The organism is Acidovorax sp. HMWF029 (assembly GCF_003060895.1).
GTDB lineage: Bacteria > Pseudomonadota > Gammaproteobacteria > Burkholderiales > Burkholderiaceae_C > Acidovorax.
On the sequence record NZ_QAIH01000018.1, the window covers coordinates 1 to 18,559 of the forward strand.

The following is an 18,559-nucleotide window of genomic DNA, read 5'->3' on the forward strand; positions in this document are numbered from 1 at the left end:
CCTCCTGGCCCGAGCCGTCCGGGTTCATGCGCAAGATGTTGCCGCTGAGCACGGTGGTGTAGAGCTTGCCGTCCTTGCCAAAGGCGATGTGCTCAGGCCCTACCTCGCCCTTCAAGTCGATGATGTTCAGCTGGGCCAGGCGCTGGTTGGGGGCATGCACGCCCTGGTAGCCGGGTGCGGCAGGCGCCGTCCATGCCACCGGCTGGATGGGCACAGGCCACGCCGCCAGATAGGCGGCCACCACCAATGTCGCGCCACCCACGCCCCACCCCACCCGTTTTGCCCATGTGCTCGCCATGTGTTGTCTCCTGTTGATTGTTGGAATGCGAGGCATTGTGGCGCCACAGGAGGCCAACACGCACGCCCTGATTGGCACCTGCGCGACCGGGGCAGGCCAGCGCAGCGCCCGCAATGGCCAGGGATACTGACGACCGCCTAAAATCGCGGGTTCCGCCTGAGAAAGCCGCTTTTCATGACGACCTCCGCCCGCAAACTCTTCGTTACCACCGCCCTGCCGTACGCCAACGGCAACTTCCACATCGGCCACATCATGGAATACATCCAGGCCGACATCTGGGTGCGGTTCCAGCGCATGCAGGGCAACGCAGTGAATTTTGTAGGCGCGGACGACACCCACGGTGCGCCCATCATGATTGCCGCCGAAAAAGCGGGCAAAACGCCCCAGCAGTTCGTGGCAGACATCGCTGCGGGCCGCAAGCAGTACCTGGACGGCTTTCACATCAGCTTTGACAACTGGCACAGCACCGACGCACCCGAAAACCACGATCTGGCCCGCCAGATCTACCGCGACCTGCGCGACCGCGCCGATGGCTCGCTCATCGAGGTGCGCACCATCGAGCAGTTCTTCGACCCCGAGAAGAACATGTTCCTGCCCGACCGCTACATCAAGGGCGAATGCCCCAAGTGCCACGCCAAAGACCAGTACGGCGACAACTGCGAGGTGTGCGGCACCGTGTACGCCCCCACCGACCTGATCAACCCGTTCTCGGCCCTGAGCGGCGCCAAGCCAGAACTGAAGCACTCTGAGCATTTCTTCTTCAAGCTGTCCGACCCACGCTGCGTGGAGTTTCTGGAAAACTGGACCCAAGACGGCAAGCTGCAGCCCGAGGTGGCCAACAAGATCAAGGAATGGTTCACCGTCCGCACCAACCCCGACGGCACCACCAGCGAAGGCCTGGGCGATTGGGACATCAGCCGTGACGCGCCCTACTTCGGCATCGAGATCCCCGACGCGCCGGGCAAGTACTTCTACGTGTGGCTGGACGCGCCCGTGGGCTACCTCGCGTCGCTGAAGAACCTGCTGGAAAAGCGCGGCGAAAGCTACGACGCCTACATGGCCGACCCGGCCATGGAGCAGTACCACTTCATCGGCAAGGACATCGTCACCTTCCACACCCTGTTCTGGCCCGCCATGCTGCATTTTTCCGGCCGCAAGACGCCGAACAACGTGTTCGTGCACGGCTTTTTGACGGTGAACAACGGCGAGAAGATGAGCAAGAGCCGGGGCACCGGCCTGGACCCGCTCAAGTACCTGAGCCTGGGCATGAACGCCGAGTGGCTGCGCTACTACCTGGCGGCCAAGCTATCGGCGCGCAACGAAGACATCGACTTCAATGCCGAGGACTTCATGCTGCGCGTGAACAGCGACTTGATAGGCAAGTACGTGAACATTGCCAGCCGCGCGGCGGGCTTCTTGACCAAGCGCTTTGACGGCAAGCTCACCGGCAATTTCGGCACCACAGGCGCAGCCCTGCTGGCCGATGTGCGCGGCGCCAGCGACGCCATCGCGCAGATGTATGAAACGCGCGAATACAGCAAAGCCACCCGCGAGATCATGCTGCTGGCCGACAAGGTCAACGCCTATGTGGACCAGAACAAGCCCTGGGACCTGGCCAAGGACGCTGCCAACAACGAGGCGCTGCACCAGGTGTGCTCGGTGCTCGTCAACGCCTTTGCCACCCTCACCCGCTACCTGGCACCCGTGCTGCCAGGCCTGGCCCATGCCGTGCAAGGCTTTGTGGGCCTGAACATGCAGCAGTGGAACGTGGCGGGCGACGTGCAGGCTATCCAGCCCTACCAACACCTGATGCAGCGCGTGACGCCCGAGCAACTTGAAGCATTGTTTGAGGCTCCAGCGCAAGCTGAGCAAGCGCCAGCAGCTACGGAAACCGTAGCAGCCCCTGGCGGCGAAGAACTCGCCCCCACCATCACCATCGACGACTTCACCAAGATCGACCTGCGCATTGCGCTGATCGTGAATTGCGAACCGGTGGAAGGCTCCACCAAGCTGCTGCGCCTGACGCTGGATGTGGGCGAAGGCCGCACACGCAATGTCTTTTCAGGCATCGCCAGCGCCTACAAGCCAGAAGACCTGGTGGGCAAGCACACCGTGATGGTGGCCAACCTGGCCCCACGCAAGATGAAGTTTGGCGTCTCCGAAGGCATGGTGCTGGCTGCGAGCCATGGCGACGAAAAAGCCAACCCCGGCATCTACGTGCTCAACCCGTGGCCCGGCGCCACGCCGGGCATGCGGGTGCGTTGAGCGCAGCTTCACCATGCGCTCTGGGGCCTATCGAGCGGTGGCCGCCTTGCTGGCCGTGCCACTGTGGGCGGCGTTGTCCGCACTCACCGGCTGCACTGTGGTCACGGTGGCCAGCACCGCTGTCAGCGTCACGGCATCTGCCGTGGGCTTGGCGGCAGACGCCACGGTGGGCACTGTCAAAATCGTGGGCAAGGGCGTAGGGATGGCGGCGGACGCGGTATACAGCCCGGCGCCAGATACCAGCGGGATTCAAATCCGGGAATCCATCCAGCCTGCGCCTTGAGCACAAGCCCTTCGGGGCGCTGTCAGCCGCCCGTGTACCGCCCCGGCCGGTGGCTGATCCACAAAAACCCGCTCATCACCAGCACGGCAAGCACCGAATACGCCACGCGGTCCACCGGCACCACAAACAGCGCCAGCAGCACCACGGTGCCGTCGATCATCATCTGCACCTTGCCCGCGCGCATGCCGTAGCGGCCTTGCAGGTACAGCGACACCACGGTGGCGCCGCCCAGGCTGGAGCGGTGGCGCGCCAGAAACAGGCAGCCCGTGCCCAGCAGCAGCCCGCCCAGCAACGCGGCGAACAGCGGGTTCAGGTAGTCCACATGCATCACGTGCGGAAACAGCTCGGTGAGCAGCGAGAGCAGGCCCACGCAGACAAAGGTCTTGATGGTGAACTCGCGGCCCATGCGCGTCCAGGCAAACCAGTAGAACGGCAGGTTGACCACAAAGAACAGCTTGCCGAACGAGATGCCGGTGACGTAGTGCAGCAAAAACGCCGCGCCCGCCGTGCCACCCACCAGCAGGCCCGCCTGGTTGAACAGCATCAGCGCCATGGCCACGAACAAAGTGCCTGCAAACAGGGCCTGCGCGTCTTCAAAGGCGCCGTGGCGCAGGGTGGCCGCTTGGGCGGCGGCGTCCAACGGGGAGCCTGGGTTGGGTGTGTCGGGCATGGGTGATTCAGCCATCGTCGGTTGGCACAGAGGATCTGTGCACAGAAAAAAGTGCAAGGCAGCAGGTCGCCAACAGTCAGCAAGCAACATGCCAAGCCACCACTGCAGCTGCACTGGTGGTGGAGGCCTGTAGCCCATGCAGGGCTCCAAGTATTTTCGGTTTTTTGGGCCCTTGCGCCTGATGGTATTGCTTTTATAGCTATCAAATATATAGCAACACCAGATTGCAGACGGATCTCTATGCGGCGATGCGGCATACAACCTGCTTGGCGCCTGGGTGTTGGCTCCCTACACTGAAACCCGACATCCGCCACCAAGAATCTGCCACCATGCCGCTGAGCTTCGCCTTCCACCCCCGCCTTGTCGACACGCTGCGTGGCTACGACAAAAGCCGATGGCTGGCCGATGTGGGGGCGGGCGTCACGGTGGGCATCGTGGCACTGCCACTGGCCATGGCGTTTGCGATTGCCAGCGGACTCAAGCCCGAAGCGGGGTTGTGGACGGCGATCATCGCAGGCTTTCTGATCTCGGCGCTGGGCGGCACGAATGTGCAGATTGGCGGGCCAGCAGGTGCGTTCATCGTCATCGTCTACGGCATCGTCGAGCGCTACGGCGTGGCCAATCTGCTGATCTCCACTGCCTGCGCGGGCGTGCTGCTGGTGCTGCTGGGCCTGTTCCGGCTGGGCACGCTGGTGCGGTTTGTGCCGGTGAGCATCGTCATCGGCTTTACCAATGGCATTGCCGTGCTGATTGCGCTGTCGCAGGTGAAGGACTGGCTGGGCCTGTCGATCGAACGCATGCCGGGCAATTTTTTCTCGCAGGTGGGCCTGCTTGCGCAGCACCTGGACAGCTTCAACCCCTATGCCTTCGGGCTGGGCGTGGCCTGCGTGGCAGGGTTGTTCCTCTGGCCCAAGCTGGCCATGAAGGAGTCCCCGGTGATGCGTGTGCTGGAGCAGCACACGGTGCGCAGCTTTGCGCGCGTGCCCGCGCCCGTGGTGGCCCTGGTCACGCTGAGCCTGCTGGCCTGGGCGCTCCAGCTGCCGGTAGAGACCATCGGCTCGCGCTTTGGCGGCATTCCGCAGGCACTGCCGGAGTTTGCGCTGCCTGATTTTTCGTGGGAGACGGTGCGCCTGCTGGTCACGCCCACGCTCACCATTGCACTGCTGGGCGCCATCGAGTCGCTGCTGTGCGCGCGTGTGGCCGACCAACTGGCCACCGACCCGCACCACAAGAAACACGACCCCAACCAGGAGCTGGTGGCGCAGGGCCTGGCCAACATCGTGGTGCCGTTTTTTGGCGGCATGCCCGCCACGGGCACCATCGCGCGCACGGTGACCAACATCCGCTCGGGCGCCACCTCGCCCGTGGCGGGCATGGTGCATGCGCTCACGCTGGCCGTGATCGTGCTGGTGGCGGCACCGCTGGCGCTGCACATTCCGCTGGCGGTGCTGGCGGGCATCCTGCTGTTTGTGGCCTGGAACATGGGCGAGTGGCACGAATTCGTGCGCCTCAAAAAGTTCAGCAACCACTACCGGCTGCTGATGCTGGGCACGTTCTTCCTCACCGTGGTGTTCGACCTCACGGTGGCGGTGGAGGTGGGGCTGTTCATGGCCTGCGCGCTCTTTGTGCGGCGCATGAGCGGCTTGTTTCGCGCGGTGCGCGAGCCCGACCCCGCCACCGGACAACCCGGCACGACCCAATCTGAAGCATCGCAGCCCATCGCCAACTCAGACACGCGCCCGGTGGCACGCTGGCGCCTGCACGGCGCACTGTTCTTTGGCGCAGCCGCCAAGATCGACCCCATCGTGCAGGCGGTAGAAACCGGTCCGCCCGGCATGGATGTGGTGCTGGACGCCTGCGAGCTGGTGGCGCTGGACACAACCGGGCTCGATGCGCTGGGGCAAGTGCTCAAGGCCGTGGCCGCGCGCGGCGGGCGCTTGTCGGTGGTGAACCTGCATGAGCAGCCCCGCTCGCTCATGGAACGGTCGGGTTTTGCCGACCGGCTGGCCGCGCAAGGGGGCGCCAGCGTGGATGTGTAGTTGTCGGCAGGGCGCGGGCGGGGCAACCGTCTACTTGCCGCCCTTGAACTCCGGCGCGTCCAGGTCAGCGCCTGTCTGTGTGCGCAGCACGAACTGGCCGGGCCCATAGACCACCGTGAAGACCTTGGCCTGGTTGGGCGCCTCCAGGTAACGCCAGTCGGCCCAGGTTTCCTTCTTCAGTTCATAAGGCGTGACCTTGGCGGGCTTGCCCAGCAGGCGGCGCACCTCGTCCATACGCTGGCCGGGGACCACGCGCGCAAAGGTCTCGGGCGTGAGCACCTGGCGCAGCGCGGTCATGCGGCCGTCGGGGCCGATGGTGATCATGTAGTTCACCTGGCCTGCAGGCTGGCGGTTGTATTCGAAGGTGCGGGCGCCACCGGGCTCATCCCACACGTTTTCGGGGGCGCCAAAGCGGTCGCGCACGTCGGCTTCGGTCGATACGCCCTCCTTCAGCTCGCTGATGCGCTGGGGATCGCAGGCGGTGATGGCGATCAGGGAAAAAGCGACCGCTGCCAGGGTAGCAGCGCGATATATCAAGCGCATAAATTCGTCCCGGTAAAATCTTGGACCTTTGGTGCGTCACTGTGTCTGACGCGGTCCAAGAATGAGATTCACAGCCATGTCTATTTTCCGCCGCCCCGACTACCAGTCCGACGCCACCCAGTTCATCAACCAGCTCAAGACCAGCCGCCCCGAGCTGGACCAGCAGCAGCAAGCCGGTCGCGCCCTGCTGTGGGACAAGCAGGTGGACCGCAAGATCTGGGGTGAATACCGCGAAGGCCAAGTGGCTCAGAAGCCCTACGTCTACCAGACGAACGCTGATTAAGCACCCAATTGGCCTTCTGCGCCTGTCCATCAAGCGCTGATAGCTCATATTTTTATAGCACCCAATGACCACCGCGAGCGCAGCCGGCACGGCCGATTCGCCGGACATGCCCGCCCTGGATGCGGCTGGCATGCCCGACGTGGTGGACCAGGTGGCGCTGGCGCGCCTGTATGGCGAGCCGCTGTTTGCGCTGCCCAATGACTTGTACATCCCACCCGACGCGCTCGAAGTCTTCCTCGAAGCCTTTGAAGGCCCGCTCGATTTGCTGCTGTACCTGATCCGCAAGCAGAACTTCAACATCCTCGACATCCCCATGGTGGGGGTGACCAAGCAGTACCTGGCGTACGTGGACGAAATCCGCAGCCGCAACCTGGAACTGGCGGCCGAGTATTTGCTGATGGCAGCAATGCTCATTGAGATCAAGTCGCGCATGCTGCTGCCGCCCAAGAAGCAGGCCGAAGGCGAAGAACCCGAGGACCCACGCGCCGAGCTGGTGCGCCGCCTGCTCGAATACGAGCAGATGAAGATGGCCGCCGCCCGCCTGGGGCAGCTGCCGCAGTACGGGCGCGACTTCTTGAAGGCCCAGGTCTATATCGAGCAAAGCCTGCAGCCGCGCTTCCCGGACGTGCATGTGGTGGAGCTGCAGGAGGCCTGGCGCGACATTTTGAAGCGCGCCAAGCTTGTGCAGCACCACAAGATCACCCGCGAAGAGCTCTCGGTGCGCGAGTACATGAGCATGGTGCTCAAGACGCTCCAGGGCCGCCGCTTTGTGGAGTTTGAAGAACTCTTTGACCCCGAAAATGGCAGCACCGTGCTGGTGGTCACCTTTATCGCGCTGCTGGAGCTGGCCAAAGAAACGCTGATCGAGATCACCCAGGCCGAGGCCTTCGCACCCATCTACGTGCGCCTCGCCTATGTACCGGCATGACACCCCCTGAGCGGCTGCGCCGCTTCCCCCTCTCTCGCTGCGCGGGAGGGGGACGCCACCGGTGGCCTGGCCAAGCCAGCTCCACGGTGACGCTGGCCTGAGGCAGCGCCGGTTCCAACGGCAACTACGGACCCCCAATGGCATCCCACGACTTCGACGTTCTCATCGTAGGCAGCGGCCTCGCAGGCCTCTCGGCCGCGCTGCACCTGGCGCCCACGCACCGCGTGGCCGTCATCACCAAGCGCACGCTACAAGATGGCTCCAGCGGCTGGGCCCAGGGCGGCATTGCCGCCGTGCTGGCCGATGACGACAGCTTTGCCGCGCACATCGAAGACACGCTGGTGGCCGGTGCAGGCCTGTGCGACCTGGCCACCACACGCTTTGTGGTGGAGAACGCCCCCGCATCGATTGCCTGGCTGCGCGAGCTGGGCGTGCCCTTCACGCTCGAAGGCGACCAGCTGCACCTGACGCGCGAGGGCGGCCACAGCGCGCGGCGCATCGCCCATGTGACCGACGCCACCGGCGCCGCCGTGCAGCGCACGCTGATCGACGTGGTGCGCGGCACACCCGGCATCACCTTGTTTGAGCAGCACACGCTGGTGGACCTGATCACCACACGCAAGCTGGGCTTGCCCGGCAACCGGTGTCTGGGCCTGTATGCGCTGGACAGCGACACGGACGAGGTCGTCACCTTCCGCGCACCACAAACCATTCTGGCCACGGGCGGCGCAGGCAAGGTGTACCTGTACACCACCAACCCCGACACAGCCACGGGCGACGGCATTGCCGCCGCCTGGCGCGCGGGCTGCCGCGTGGCGAACATGGAGTTCATCCAGTTCCACCCCACTGGGCTGTACCACCCGCACGAAAAGTCCTTCCTTATCAGCGAAGCGGTGCGTGGCGAGGGTGGCAGGCTCCTGTTGCCGCCATCGGCGGGCGGCACCCGCTTCATGCTCGACCACGACCCGCGCGCCGAACTGGCCCCGCGCGATGTGGTGGCCCGCGCCATCGACTTTGAGATGAAAAAGCACGGCCTCGATTGCGTGCACCTCGATATCTCGCACCAAAGCCCTGCGTTCTTGCAAGAACACTTCCCCAACATCCTGGCGCACTGCGCATCGCTGGGCATCGACATCACCAAAGAGCCCATCCCCGTGGTGCCCACCGCCCACTTCACCTGCGGCGGCGTTCTGACCGACCTGGCGGGCCGCACCGACCTGCCCGGCCTGTTTGCCGTGGGCGAAGTCGCCTGCACCGGCCTGCACGGCGCCAACCGGCTGGCCAGCAACTCGCTGCTCGAATGCATGGTGTTTGCGCGCGCAGCTGCGCAGGCTATCGCAGCGGCCCCCACCACAGAACTGCCCACCGTGCCCGCCTGGGACGACAGCCGCGTGACCGACGCGGACGAGTCCGTCGTCATCTCCCACAACTGGGACGAACTGCGCCGCTTCATGTGGGACTACGTGGGCATCGTGCGCACCAACAAGCGGCTGGAGCGCGCCGCGCACCGCATTGCGATGCTGCAGGGCGAGATCCAGGAGTTCTACGCCCACTTCCACGTCTCGCGCGACCTGCTGGAGCTGCGCAACCTGGTGCAGGTGGCCGACCTGATCGTGAAAAGCGCCCAGCTGCGCCGCGAAAGCCGGGGCCTGCATTTCAGCCGCGACTACCCCGAGGTGGCCGCACCTGCGGCGCCCACCCTTCTCGTACCACCGGTAACCCGATGACCTACAGCGTCAAAGAAATTTTCTACACCCTGCAAGGCGAAGGCGGCCAGGCGGGCACGCCCGCCGTGTTCTGCCGCTTTGCGGGCTGCAACCTCTGGACGGGCCGCGAGCAAGACCGCGCACAGGCCATCTGCCAGTTCTGCGACACCGACTTTGTGGGCACCGACGGCACGCTGGGCGGCAAGTTCGAGACGGCCACCGCGCTGGCCGAACGGATCGCCGCGCAATGGCCTACAGGCGCGGGCCACCGCCTGGTGGTGCTGACGGGTGGCGAGCCCCTGCTGCAGGTCGATACAGCGCTCATCGACGCCCTGCACGCCCTGCAGTTCCGCATTGCGGTGGAAAGCAACGGCACTGTGGCCGCACCCGAAGGTATCGACTGGCTCTGCATCAGCCCCAAGGCGGGCGCCCCCTGGGTGCAGCGCAGCGGGCAGGAGCTGAAACTCGTCTGGCCCCAGCCGGGTTTTGACCTCAAGGCGCTGGAGCAGGACACGCAGTTCACCCACCGCTTTCTGCAGCCCATGGATGGCCTGCTGCAGCGCCAGAACACTGCCGCCTGCATTGACGCCTGCCTGGCCCACCCCGCATGGCGATTGAGCCTGCAAACCCACAAGCTCACCGGCATTCGGTGATTCGAATCCGTCCCTCTGCCTATGTTGTTCACCATCTCCCAGCGCTTCTTCTTCGACGCCGCCCACACCTTGCGCCGCGAGATCGAGGCCGAAGGCAGCCGCCGTGTCCACGGCCACACCTACCACGCCGAAGTCTTCCTGACCGGCCCGCGCGACCCCGCCACCGGCATGGTGCAGGACCTGGGCCTGCTGCGCCGGGGCCTGGAGGTGGTGCGCGAACAGCTGGACCACCACATGCTGGACGAAGTGCCCGGCCTGGGCGTTCCCACGCTGGAGAACCTGTGCGTTTTCATCGCCCAGGCGCTGCCTGCCGACCTGCGCACCAGCGTGAGCCGTGTGCGCGTGTGGCGAGAGGCGCTGGGGGACAGCTGCGTTCTGGACTTTTCCGATCGCTGAGCTCCGACCGGGCCCCACAGGGAGGCCCATCGCCATCGCCCCACTGACAAGGAGACTTTGCATTGCAGTTAAAGCCCCCCGACGACCTCGCAGCCCGCAGCCTGACCCATGTGTGGCACCCCTGCACACAGATGAAGCGGCACGAAGCCCAGCCGCCCGTGGCCATTGCGCGCGCACAGGGTCCCTGGCTTTACGGCACCGACGGCCAGCGCTACCTGGACGGCATCAGCTCCTGGTGGGTCAACCTGTTTGGCCACAGCCACCCGCACATCCAGGCGGCACTGGTGGACCAGTTGGGCAAGCTCGACCATGTGATGCTGGCCGGTTTTACCCACGCACCTGTGGTGGAGTTGTCGGAGCGCCTTGCCAGGCTCACTGGCTTGGGCCATGCGTTCTATGGCAGCGATGGGGCTGCGGCCACCGAGATCGCGCTCAAGATGAGCGCGCACTACTGGCGCAACAGCGGCCGCCCCGCCAAAAGCCGCTTTGTGGGCCTGGCCGGGGGTTACCACGGCGAAACCGTGGGAGCACTGGCAGTGACCGACATCGCCATCTTCCGCGAGGCCTATGCCCCGCTGGTGCGCCTGGCTGATACCGTGCCCAGCCCCGATGCGCGCGGCGCCCAGCCTGGCGAGACAGCGCAAGACGTGGCGCACCGTGCCGCTGCAGCACTGGAACACTGGCTGCAGGAGCACCACGCCACCACGGCCGCATTCATCGTCGAACCGCTGGTGCAATGCGCGGCGGGCATGGCCATGTATGACCCGGAATACCTGCGCCTGGCGCGCGCGCTGTGCAGCCGCTATGAGGTGCATCTGGTGGTGGATGAAATCGCGGTGGGCTTTGGCCGCACGGGTACGATGTTCGCGCACCAGCAGGCGGGCATCCGGCCGGATTTCATTTGCCTGTCCAAGGGCCTCACGGGCGGCACACTGCCGCTGTCTGCCGTGTTGACCACCGACGCGGTGTATGCCGCGTTCTACGACGACGACGTGGCACGCGGCTTTTTGCACTCGCACTCGTACACAGGCAACCCACTGGCCTGCCGCGCAGCATTGGCCACGCTGGAACTGTTTGAACAACGGGATGCCCTGAAGGCCAATATCGCGCTGGCGCAGCGCATCGATGCAGCCTGCGCGCCTCTCACGCAGCACCCACGTGTGCGGCATGCGCGGCGACTGGGGATGATCTGGGCCTGGGATGTGGACACCCCCCTGCCTGACTTTGCACGCCGTTACCACCAGCACGCCATGGGGCGGTCGCTGGTGCTGCGGCCCATTGGCAAAACGCTGTATGCCATGCCGCCCTACGTGCTCGACGATGAGGCCGTGCAGTGCCTTGCCAGCAGCGCGCTCGATGCGCTGAACACCACCCTGCAGGAGGAAAGTTGATGATCGGATGTTTTGTGACCGGCACCGATACCGGTGTCGGCAAGACGCTGGTGTCCGCGGGGCTGCTGCATGCGCTGGCACGCCACCACCACCGCGTGGTGGGCATGAAGCCCGTGGCGGCGGGCCTGGTGCCCTGGGGCGAGGACTGGGCCAGCGAGGACGCGATCGCGCTGCGCTCGGCCTCCACCCTGGCTGTGCCACCCGCGCTGGACAACCCCGTTCTGCTGCCCGACCCACTCTCGCCCCACATCGCAGCGGCACGGGCGGGTGTGGAGATCGACATCGCCGCCATCGTTGCCAGCTACCAGGCGCTGGCGGCCCAGGCCGACGCCGTGGTGGTGGAGGGCGCGGGGGGCTTTTTTGTGCCGCTCACCGACACACTCACGGGCGCCGACCTCGCCCAGGCGCTGGCCTTGCCCGTGGTGCTGGTAGTGGGCCTTCGCCTGGGCTGCCTGAACCATGCATTGCTCACCGCTGCGGCAATCCGCGCTCAGGGCCTCACGCTGGCTGGCTGGGTAGCCAACCGCATCGACCCAGAGATGGGCGCCGCCGACGAAAACATCGCCTACCTGCGCGCTCGACTGGGAGCACCACTGCTGGCCGAGGTGCCTTACCAGGAGCTGCCAGAGCCAGGCAGCCTGGTCTTTGACCTGCCAAAAGACTGGCAATGACAAGCTCCACGGCACCCCAGCCCTCCTGGCTGGACGAGATCCCCGCGCGCCTTGCAGACCTAGATCGAGCCCACCTGCTGCGCCGCCGCCGCGTGGTCGAACCCGCAGGTGGAGCACACCTGCGGGTGGACGGCCAGCCCATGCTCGCGTTCTGCAGCAACGACTACCTGGGCCTGGCCAGCCATCCCGCGCTGGCCGAAGCAGCCCGTGAGGCCACCCACCACTTCGGTTTAGGCTCGGGCGGCTCCCCGCTGGTCAGCGGCCACAGCGCCGCCAACGAGGCACTGGAGCACGAACTGGCGGCCTATGTGCAACTGCCCCGCGCCCTGTACTTCTATGCGGGTTATGCCACCAACACCGGCATCATCCCCGCGCTGGTCGGTGATGGCGATGCGCTGTTCTCTGACGCACTCAACCACGCCTGCCTGATCGACGGTGCCCGCCTGTCGCGCGCCACCATCCACCGCTACCCCCATGCCGACCTGGCGTCGCTGGAAGCGCAGCTCGCGGCCAGCCCTGCGCGGCGCAAGCTGGTCATCAGCGACGCGGTGTTCAGCATGGATGGCGACCTGATCAACATCCCTGCCCTGCTCGCGCTGTGCGAACGCTACGACGCCCTGCTGCTGCTGGACGACGCCCACGGTTTTGGCGTGCTGGGCCCGCAAGGACGGGGCAGCCTGGCACATGCGGGCCTGACGGGGCCCAACGCCTCTCGCCGCGTGCTCTACATGGCCACGCTGGGCAAGGCGGCGGGTGTGGCAGGTGCATTTGTCGCCGGGGATACCGCCCTCATCGAATGGCTGCTGCAAAAAACGCGCACCTACATCTTTGCGACTGCCGCTCCGCCGCTGCTGGCCAGCGCGCTGCGGCAAAGCCTGCAGCTCATGGCGGCAGCCGACGTGCGGCGCGCCCATCTTGCAAGTCTGATCACCCAACTGCGAACCGGGCTGACCGACCTGCCAGAGGCCCTGGGCTGGCACCTGCTGCCGTCGCACACGCCCGTGCAGGCGCTGGTGATTGGCAGCAACGATGCCGCCCTGGCCGTGATGGAAGGCCTGCGCGCCCAAGGCCTGTGGGTGCCCGCCATCCGTCCACCCACGGTGCCTGCGGGCACAGCACGGCTGCGCATTGCGCTGTCGGCAGCCCACACCACCGAAGACGTAGCGCAATTGCTGGCAGCGCTGCATGCGCTTGCAGCGCAGTTGTCAGTGCCTTTGGTGAGCCGTTGATCAACCGTTGATGAGCCGCAGTACCATGCACAGCCCAGGCCATCTGCCAACGCGGGCCCTCTTCCATCCTTCCAGCGAGACGATTCCATGCCCCACCTGACCATCGAATACTCGGCCAACCTGCCCCACTACCCCGAGGCAGAAACGCTGACCGCCCTGAACGCCACGCTGTGCGCCCATCCCCAGGTGCAGGACGAGGCCGACCTGAAGACGCGCTTCATCGTGGCCGACAGCTTCGAGATTGGCACGGCCCCGGCCCACCGTGCTTTTGTGCATGCGCAGCTGCGCCTGCTGGCGGGCCGCACACCCGAGGCCAAGACAGAGCTGGCGGGCCGCATTGCCGCCGTGCTGCGCGAACGCACACCGCGGCCACAGGGCGTGATGGTGCAGCTGAGCGTGGAGATCGTGGACATGGACCGGCCGAGCTATGTGAAGGAACGGCTCTGAAAATTTGATAGCTGCCAGCGCCTGATCCACGCGCGCTGGAGGCCAATCTGACTCAGATTTCTACCCAGTCAGCGTAGCGGCCAGCCAGCCCCGCAGGCTGTTGATGAAGGCCCAGCCCTGCACCCGGGGCACATCGGCCACGCGCAGCACGGCCTCCTGCACCCGGCCCTCGCGCAGCGCCACGGCCCGGCCCACGCCGGGCAGCAGGCCGCAGGACAGGGGTGGCGTCACCCACCGCCCGTCAATGAACGCGGCGATGTTGCCAAAGGTGCCCTCGGTGATTTCGCCTGCATCGTTCCACAGCACCGTGTCGAACACACCGGGCGTGGTGGGCGCAAACGCCGCATAGTGCGAGCGGCGCGTGGTCTTGAAACGCACAAATTCACTGTGGGCCTGGGCCAGCGGGCGCGTGGCCAGTTGCAGGCGCACGGGCTCGGCCGTGGGCAGCAGGTCAAAGGCTTCGGCGCGGGGCACGCCCGTGGCACCCAACAACAGGCGCACACGCCAAGCGCCCTGGGAATGGCCCGCTACGAGGGCCTGCAGGCATTGCAACACGGCCGCCTCGTCCCATGGCACGCCAAAGTGCGCAGCCGCAGACTGCAGGCGCGCCAGGTGCTCGTCCCGGTGCCGAAAAACACCTCCCTGCAACGCCAGGGTTTCAAGCAAATCAAACGGCTGGCTAGCGCGCTCGACAAACGCACGCTTGTGCTGCCACTCTCTCCATTCGGCATCGGCCAGCGCACCCGAAGTGATACCACTGCCGATGCCGCAGATTGCGCGGGTCTGATCCCCTTCATTGCGCAGCACCACGGTGCGGATGGGCACATTGAACGTCGCGGCCACGGCATGCGGGCCCTGCGCATCGGGCGGCCCGGCCGGGCGCACCACGCCCACGGCGCCGCAGTAGACGCCACGCGGCGCGCCTTCCAGCGCGTGGATCATCTGCATGGCGCGCACCTTGGGCGCGCCGGTGACGGAGCCGCAGGGGAACAGCGCCGCAAACACATCGGTCAGCGTGGTGCCAGGCCGCGTGCGTGCGGTCACGTCCGAGGTCATCTGCCACACGGTGGGCAGGGCCTGGGTGGCAAACAGCACGGGCACGCGCACGCTGTGGGGCTGCGCAATGCGCGAAACGTCGTTGCGCAGCAGGTCCACGATCATCACGTTCTCGGCCCGCTCCTTGGGCGCCGTGCGCAGGTGCTCGGCCTGCTGTGCGTCTTCTTGGGGTGTGGCCCCGCGTGAGGCGGTGCCTTTCATGGGGCGGGCCAGGAGGGTGCCGCCCTCGGGCGCATCCCTCCAGTCAAAGAACAGCTCGGGAGATACCGACAACACCTGTTCGAGTCCGGTGTCGATGTGCGCCGCATACCCGCCGGGCTGGGCGCGCAGCAGTGCCGCAAACAGGGCCTGGGCCGAGCCTTGCAGCGTGCCGTGAAGGGGCGCGGTGTGGTTGACCTGGTACAGCTCGCCCGCCGCAATCGCCTGCTGGATCTGCGCCAGTGCGGCATCGAAAGGGGCGCGGTCGGGGCTGTCGGTCCATACCACCTGCGCGGGCGGTTCTGCACCCTGGCCGTCATCGCATGCGGGCCAGGGCAGTGGCGCGTCGTACACCGCAAACCAGGCCAGCGGGCCGTCAGCCGCATGGGTGAGCAGCGCAGCATCAAACGCGGCAGCGGCCTCATAGCGCACAAAACCCACGCACCAGTGGCCTTGTTGCGCGGCCGCATGCACGGCGTCGAGCACGCCGCGCACCTCGTGCAACGCGTGGGCCACCAGCACCTCGCGCGGCCTGCCAAAGGCGTGGCGCAGGCGCGGAGCGCCAGGGTCTAGCGGCTGGGTGAAGTCAATGTGGGAAATCACAAACAAAAAAGGCCCCTGGCGCCTGACCAGCGAGCATGGTTAGCTATCAATAACAGAGCAATTGGCTTTTATAGAAACCTCAGGCGGCCCCTAGATGCGGCACCAAGGCTGCCGTGGGATGCCCGTTCTTGAGCGCCGCCGTGAAGGCCAGCATGCGGTCAATGGGCTGGCGTGCGTGCGGGATGAGTGCGGGGTCCACATGCACCGCGTTCGCACCAGTCTCCAGCACCCGCGCCACATCGGCCAGGCCGTTCATGGCCATCCAGGGGCAGTGGGCGCAGCTTTTGCAGGTGGCGCTGTTGCCCGCCGTAGGCGCTTCGTAAAACGTCTTGCCGGGGTTGAGCGTGCGCAGCTTGTGCATCATGCCGTTGTCGGTGGCCACGATGAATTCGGTGGCATCCAGCTCGCGCGCGGCCTTGAGGATGGCGCTGGTGGAGCCCACGGCGTCGGCCAGGGCCACGACGTCGGCAGGGCTTTCGGGGTGCACCAGCACCTTGGCGTGAGGATGCTGCTTCTTGAGCAGTTCCAGCTCCAGCGCCTTGAATTCATCGTGCACGATGCAGGCACCATTCCAGAACAACATGTCGGCGCCGGTCTCGCGCTGGATGTAGGCGCCCAGGTGGCGGTCCGGAGCCCACAAAATCTTTTGGCCTGCGGCTTTGAGCGCACTCACGATCTCCAGCGCGCAACTGGAGGTGACCAGCCAATCGGCCCGCGCCTTCACGGCCGCGCTGGTGTTGGCATAGACCACCACGGTGCGGTCGGGGTGCTGATCGCAGAAGGCGCTGAACTCGTCGATGGGGCAGCCCAGGTCGAGCGAGCAAGTGGCATCCAGATCGGGCATGAGCACGGTCTTTTCCGGGCTCAAAATTTTGGCTGTCTCGCCCATGAAGCGCACACCGCTCACCACCAGGGTTTGCGCCGCATGGTCGCGGCCAAAGCGGGCCATCTCCAGCGAATCACTCACCAAGCCGCCGGTTTCCTCGGCCAGGTCTTGCAGGTCGGGGTGCACGTAGTAGTGCGAGACCATCACCGCGTTCTTTTCCTTCAGAAGGCGACGAATCTTGTCCTTGAGCGCCGCACGCTCGGCCTGCGAAGGCTCGGGCGGCACGCGCGCCCAGGCGTGCTTGGTGGAGCAAACAGCGCCCGGTGTCGCTTCGTCAGGCTGCTCGTATTCGACGTCGATGCGGTTCAGGGTTGCGGTGCTCATCCCAGCTCCTGCAGGCGCATCGAAAAGTCGGTGGCCTTCACGTCCTTGGTCAGTGTGCCGATGGAGATACGGTCTACGCCGGTCTCGGCCAGTTCGCGCAAGCCGTCGAGCGTGACGCCGCCCGAGATTTCCAGAATCGCGCGGCCCGCGTTGATGCGCACGGCCTCGCGCAGCATGGGCAGCGGCATGTTGTCCAGCAGCACCATCTTGGCGCCCACTTCCAGCGCCTCGGTCAGCTGCGCCAGGGTTTCCACTTCGATCTCGATGAAGGTCGCTTGCGCCGCCACGGCCTGCGCGGCTTTCAGCACGGCCGTTACGCCACCTGCAGCGGCGATGTGGTTTTCCTTGATGAGCACGGCGTCATGCAAGCCGATGCGGTGGTTGGTGCCGCCCCCCACGCGCACGGCGTACTTTTGCGCCAGGCGCAGGCCGGGAATGGTCTTGCGCGTGTCCACGATCTGGGCGCGCGTCCCAGCCACCACGTCCACATAGGTCCGGGTCTTGGTGGCCACGGCCGACAGCAGCTGCAGAAAGTTGAGCGCGGTGCGCTCGGCGCTGAGCAGCGCGCGGGCCTGGCCTTCGATCTCCAGCACCACCTGGTCGGCAGCGCAGCGCTGGCCTTCGGCCACATGCCAGGAGATCTGAACTGTGGGGTCGAGTCCGCGCAGGGCGGCTTCGGCCCAGGGGGCACCACAGATGATGGCGGACTCGCGCGCCAGGATGCGGGCGCGGGCGCGACGGGTGGGGTCAATCAGGCCGGCCGTGAGGTCGCCAGCGCCTACGTCTTCGGCCAGGGCACGGGCCACATCGGCCTGGGCAAGGGCCATCACTTCGGTATCGCTCATGGGAGTGTTTGCGGGGGGTAACGCTGCTGTCATGGGCCGCGAGCATACCGGGAACGCAAAGGCCACAGCGGTGGCGCAGGCCACTTCCACACAGGCTGGAAACCAATAAGTACACCCATTATTGGTCGCATAGACTCGCGGCAATTTTTTCTGCGAACCACCTCTCGGCAAAAGTCTCACCGACTGCACTCGCCGCTCAACGAGCATCGTTTACACAATGCAGTGGCGGCAAACACGGATTGTTGAAACATGAACGAAAGTACTCGGATGTTCACGGACCTAAGAGGGCCGCGTTTTTTTCTGAGAAAGATGAACGACCACGATATCCATGCGGTATTCGCAGGTCTTTCCAACCCTCAGGTGATTTCGCACTACGGCATTTCATACGCCTCTTTGGATGCAACACGAGTTCAAATGGACTGGTATGCAACGATTGAAAGAGAAGGCAGTGGAATTTGGTGGGCAATTTGCGATCCCGAATCACCATCAACATTGATGGGCGCATGCGGATTCAATGGGAAGAACCCCGAACATAAAACGATCGAAGTGGGCTACTGGCTACTGCCCGAGCACTGGAAAAAGGGCGTTATGAGCGAGTGTTTGCCAATGGCCCTCAAGTATGCGTTCGAAGCATTGGCTGTGCACAGAGTCGAAGCCGTTGTGGAACCCGCGAATGTAGCCAGCGTAAGAGTCTTGGAAGCCACGGGATTTCGCTGCGAAGGTATCAAGCGTGAATGCGAATGGAAAGACGGCCAGCCACAGAGTCTTCTCATCTACTCGCGTCTGGCGACCGACATTTAGCAAATGACCACGACAAGCCCCCACTCCACCACGCCTTACGGCAC

The 18,559-nt window shown here is 65.4% G+C and carries 18 protein-coding genes and 1 pseudogene; 13 read left to right on the forward strand and 6 right to left on the reverse strand.

The window, feature by feature from the left end; genetic code table 11:
- A pseudogene (locus DBR12_RS01360) lies at positions 1 to 298 on the reverse strand (PQQ-dependent sugar dehydrogenase); the annotation flags it as partial.
- 174 nt (positions 299 to 472) lie between these two features.
- On the opposite strand from DBR12_RS01360, the gene metG reads away from it, so the two are divergent.
- Together metG and DBR12_RS22455 are read left to right on the forward strand one after the other, a co-directional pair.
- A complete protein-coding gene (metG, locus tag DBR12_RS01365) occupies positions 473 to 2,563 on the forward strand; it encodes a methionine--tRNA ligase (RefSeq protein WP_108615612.1) in 2,091 nt (696 codons plus the stop codon).
- 13 nt (positions 2,564 to 2,576) lie between these two features.
- Complete coding sequence (locus DBR12_RS22455) at positions 2,577 to 2,846, forward strand: hypothetical protein (protein WP_108615613.1); 270 nt, start codon at positions 2,577 to 2,579, stop codon at positions 2,844 to 2,846.
- A gap of 22 nt (positions 2,847 to 2,868) precedes the next feature.
- Here DBR12_RS22455 and DBR12_RS01375 read toward each other — a convergent pair whose 3' ends face one another.
- A complete protein-coding gene (locus tag DBR12_RS01375; RefSeq protein WP_108615627.1) occupies positions 2,869 to 3,516 on the reverse strand; it encodes a YitT family protein in 648 nt (215 codons plus the stop codon).
- 329 nt (positions 3,517 to 3,845) lie between these two features.
- Between DBR12_RS01375 and DBR12_RS01380 the strand changes: the two genes are divergently transcribed.
- Positions 3,846 to 5,555 carry a SulP family inorganic anion transporter gene (locus tag DBR12_RS01380; protein WP_108615614.1) on the forward strand — a complete coding sequence of 570 codons (1,710 nt, stop codon included), beginning with the start codon at positions 3,846 to 3,848 and terminating at the stop codon, positions 5,553 to 5,555.
- 30 nt (positions 5,556 to 5,585) lie between these two features.
- On the opposite strand, the gene DBR12_RS01385 is transcribed toward DBR12_RS01380, so the two are convergent.
- The gene (locus DBR12_RS01385; protein ID WP_108615615.1) at positions 5,586 to 6,098 is read right to left on the reverse strand and encodes an outer membrane protein assembly factor BamE; all 513 of its coding nucleotides are present in this window, start codon (positions 6,096 to 6,098) and stop codon (positions 5,586 to 5,588) included.
- A 76-nt stretch (positions 6,099 to 6,174) separates the two neighbouring features.
- Between DBR12_RS01385 and DBR12_RS01390 the strand changes: the two genes are divergently transcribed.
- The 9 genes from DBR12_RS01390 (at position 6,175) to DBR12_RS01430 (ending at position 13,802) form a co-directional block, all read left to right on the forward strand.
- Entirely contained in the window at positions 6,175 to 6,381 is a 207-nt protein-coding gene (locus DBR12_RS01390; protein ID WP_108615616.1) for a DUF3460 family protein, read from the forward strand.
- Between the two features lie 64 nt (positions 6,382 to 6,445).
- Positions 6,446 to 7,309, forward strand: coding sequence for a ScpA family protein (locus DBR12_RS01395; protein ID WP_369861305.1), 864 nt, complete (start codon positions 6,446 to 6,448; stop codon positions 7,307 to 7,309).
- 137 nt (positions 7,310 to 7,446) lie between these two features.
- Positions 7,447 to 9,036, forward strand: coding sequence for an L-aspartate oxidase (gene nadB / locus DBR12_RS01400; protein ID WP_108615617.1), 1,590 nt, complete (start codon positions 7,447 to 7,449; stop codon positions 9,034 to 9,036).
- The gene (gene queE, locus DBR12_RS01405) at positions 9,033 to 9,668 is read left to right on the forward strand and encodes a 7-carboxy-7-deazaguanine synthase (protein ID WP_108615618.1); all 636 of its coding nucleotides are present in this window, start codon (positions 9,033 to 9,035) and stop codon (positions 9,666 to 9,668) included. The genes nadB and queE overlap by 4 nt, the downstream gene beginning before the upstream one ends.
- Before the next feature lie 21 nt (positions 9,669 to 9,689).
- Positions 9,690 to 10,064 carry a 6-carboxytetrahydropterin synthase gene (locus DBR12_RS01410; RefSeq protein WP_108615619.1) on the forward strand — a complete coding sequence of 125 codons (375 nt, stop codon included), beginning with the start codon at positions 9,690 to 9,692 and terminating at the stop codon, positions 10,062 to 10,064.
- A 131-nt stretch (positions 10,065 to 10,195) separates the two neighbouring features.
- Positions 10,196 to 11,455 carry an adenosylmethionine--8-amino-7-oxononanoate transaminase gene (gene bioA / locus DBR12_RS01415; RefSeq protein WP_233244241.1) on the forward strand — a complete coding sequence of 420 codons (1,260 nt, stop codon included), beginning with the start codon at positions 10,196 to 10,198 and terminating at the stop codon, positions 11,453 to 11,455.
- Positions 11,455 to 12,126: a dethiobiotin synthase gene (gene bioD / locus DBR12_RS01420; RefSeq protein WP_108615621.1), complete on the forward strand. Its 672-nt coding sequence runs from the start codon at positions 11,455 to 11,457 to the stop codon at positions 12,124 to 12,126. The genes bioA and bioD overlap by 1 nt, the downstream gene beginning before the upstream one ends.
- The gene (gene bioF / locus DBR12_RS01425) at positions 12,123 to 13,355 is read left to right on the forward strand and encodes an 8-amino-7-oxononanoate synthase (protein ID WP_108615622.1); all 1,233 of its coding nucleotides are present in this window, start codon (positions 12,123 to 12,125) and stop codon (positions 13,353 to 13,355) included. Before bioD ends, bioF begins: the two co-directional genes overlap by 4 nt.
- 87 nt (positions 13,356 to 13,442) lie before the next feature.
- Positions 13,443 to 13,802 (forward strand): 5-carboxymethyl-2-hydroxymuconate Delta-isomerase, encoded by a 360-nt coding sequence (locus DBR12_RS01430; protein ID WP_108615623.1) that lies wholly within the window; start codon positions 13,443 to 13,445, stop codon positions 13,800 to 13,802.
- A gap of 60 nt (positions 13,803 to 13,862) precedes the next feature.
- Here DBR12_RS01430 and DBR12_RS01435 read toward each other — a convergent pair whose 3' ends face one another.
- The 3 genes from DBR12_RS01435 to nadC form a co-directional block, all read right to left on the reverse strand.
- Positions 13,863 to 15,665: a chorismate-binding protein gene (locus DBR12_RS01435; protein ID WP_108615624.1), complete on the reverse strand. Its 1,803-nt coding sequence runs from the start codon at positions 15,663 to 15,665 to the stop codon at positions 13,863 to 13,865.
- A gap of 73 nt (positions 15,666 to 15,738) precedes the next feature.
- Positions 15,739 to 16,869, reverse strand: coding sequence for a quinolinate synthase NadA (nadA, locus tag DBR12_RS01440; protein WP_108615625.1), 1,131 nt, complete (start codon positions 16,867 to 16,869; stop codon positions 15,739 to 15,741).
- Positions 16,866 to 17,714 carry a carboxylating nicotinate-nucleotide diphosphorylase gene (nadC, locus tag DBR12_RS01445; RefSeq protein ID WP_199226604.1) on the reverse strand — a complete coding sequence of 283 codons (849 nt, stop codon included), beginning with the start codon at positions 17,712 to 17,714 and terminating at the stop codon, positions 16,866 to 16,868. Before nadC ends, nadA begins: the two co-directional genes overlap by 4 nt.
- A gap of 267 nt (positions 17,715 to 17,981) precedes the next feature.
- On the opposite strand from nadC, the gene DBR12_RS01450 reads away from it, so the two are divergent.
- Complete coding sequence (locus DBR12_RS01450; protein WP_108615626.1) at positions 17,982 to 18,515, forward strand: GNAT family N-acetyltransferase; 534 nt, start codon at positions 17,982 to 17,984, stop codon at positions 18,513 to 18,515.
- Positions 18,516 to 18,559 lie beyond the last annotated feature (44 nt).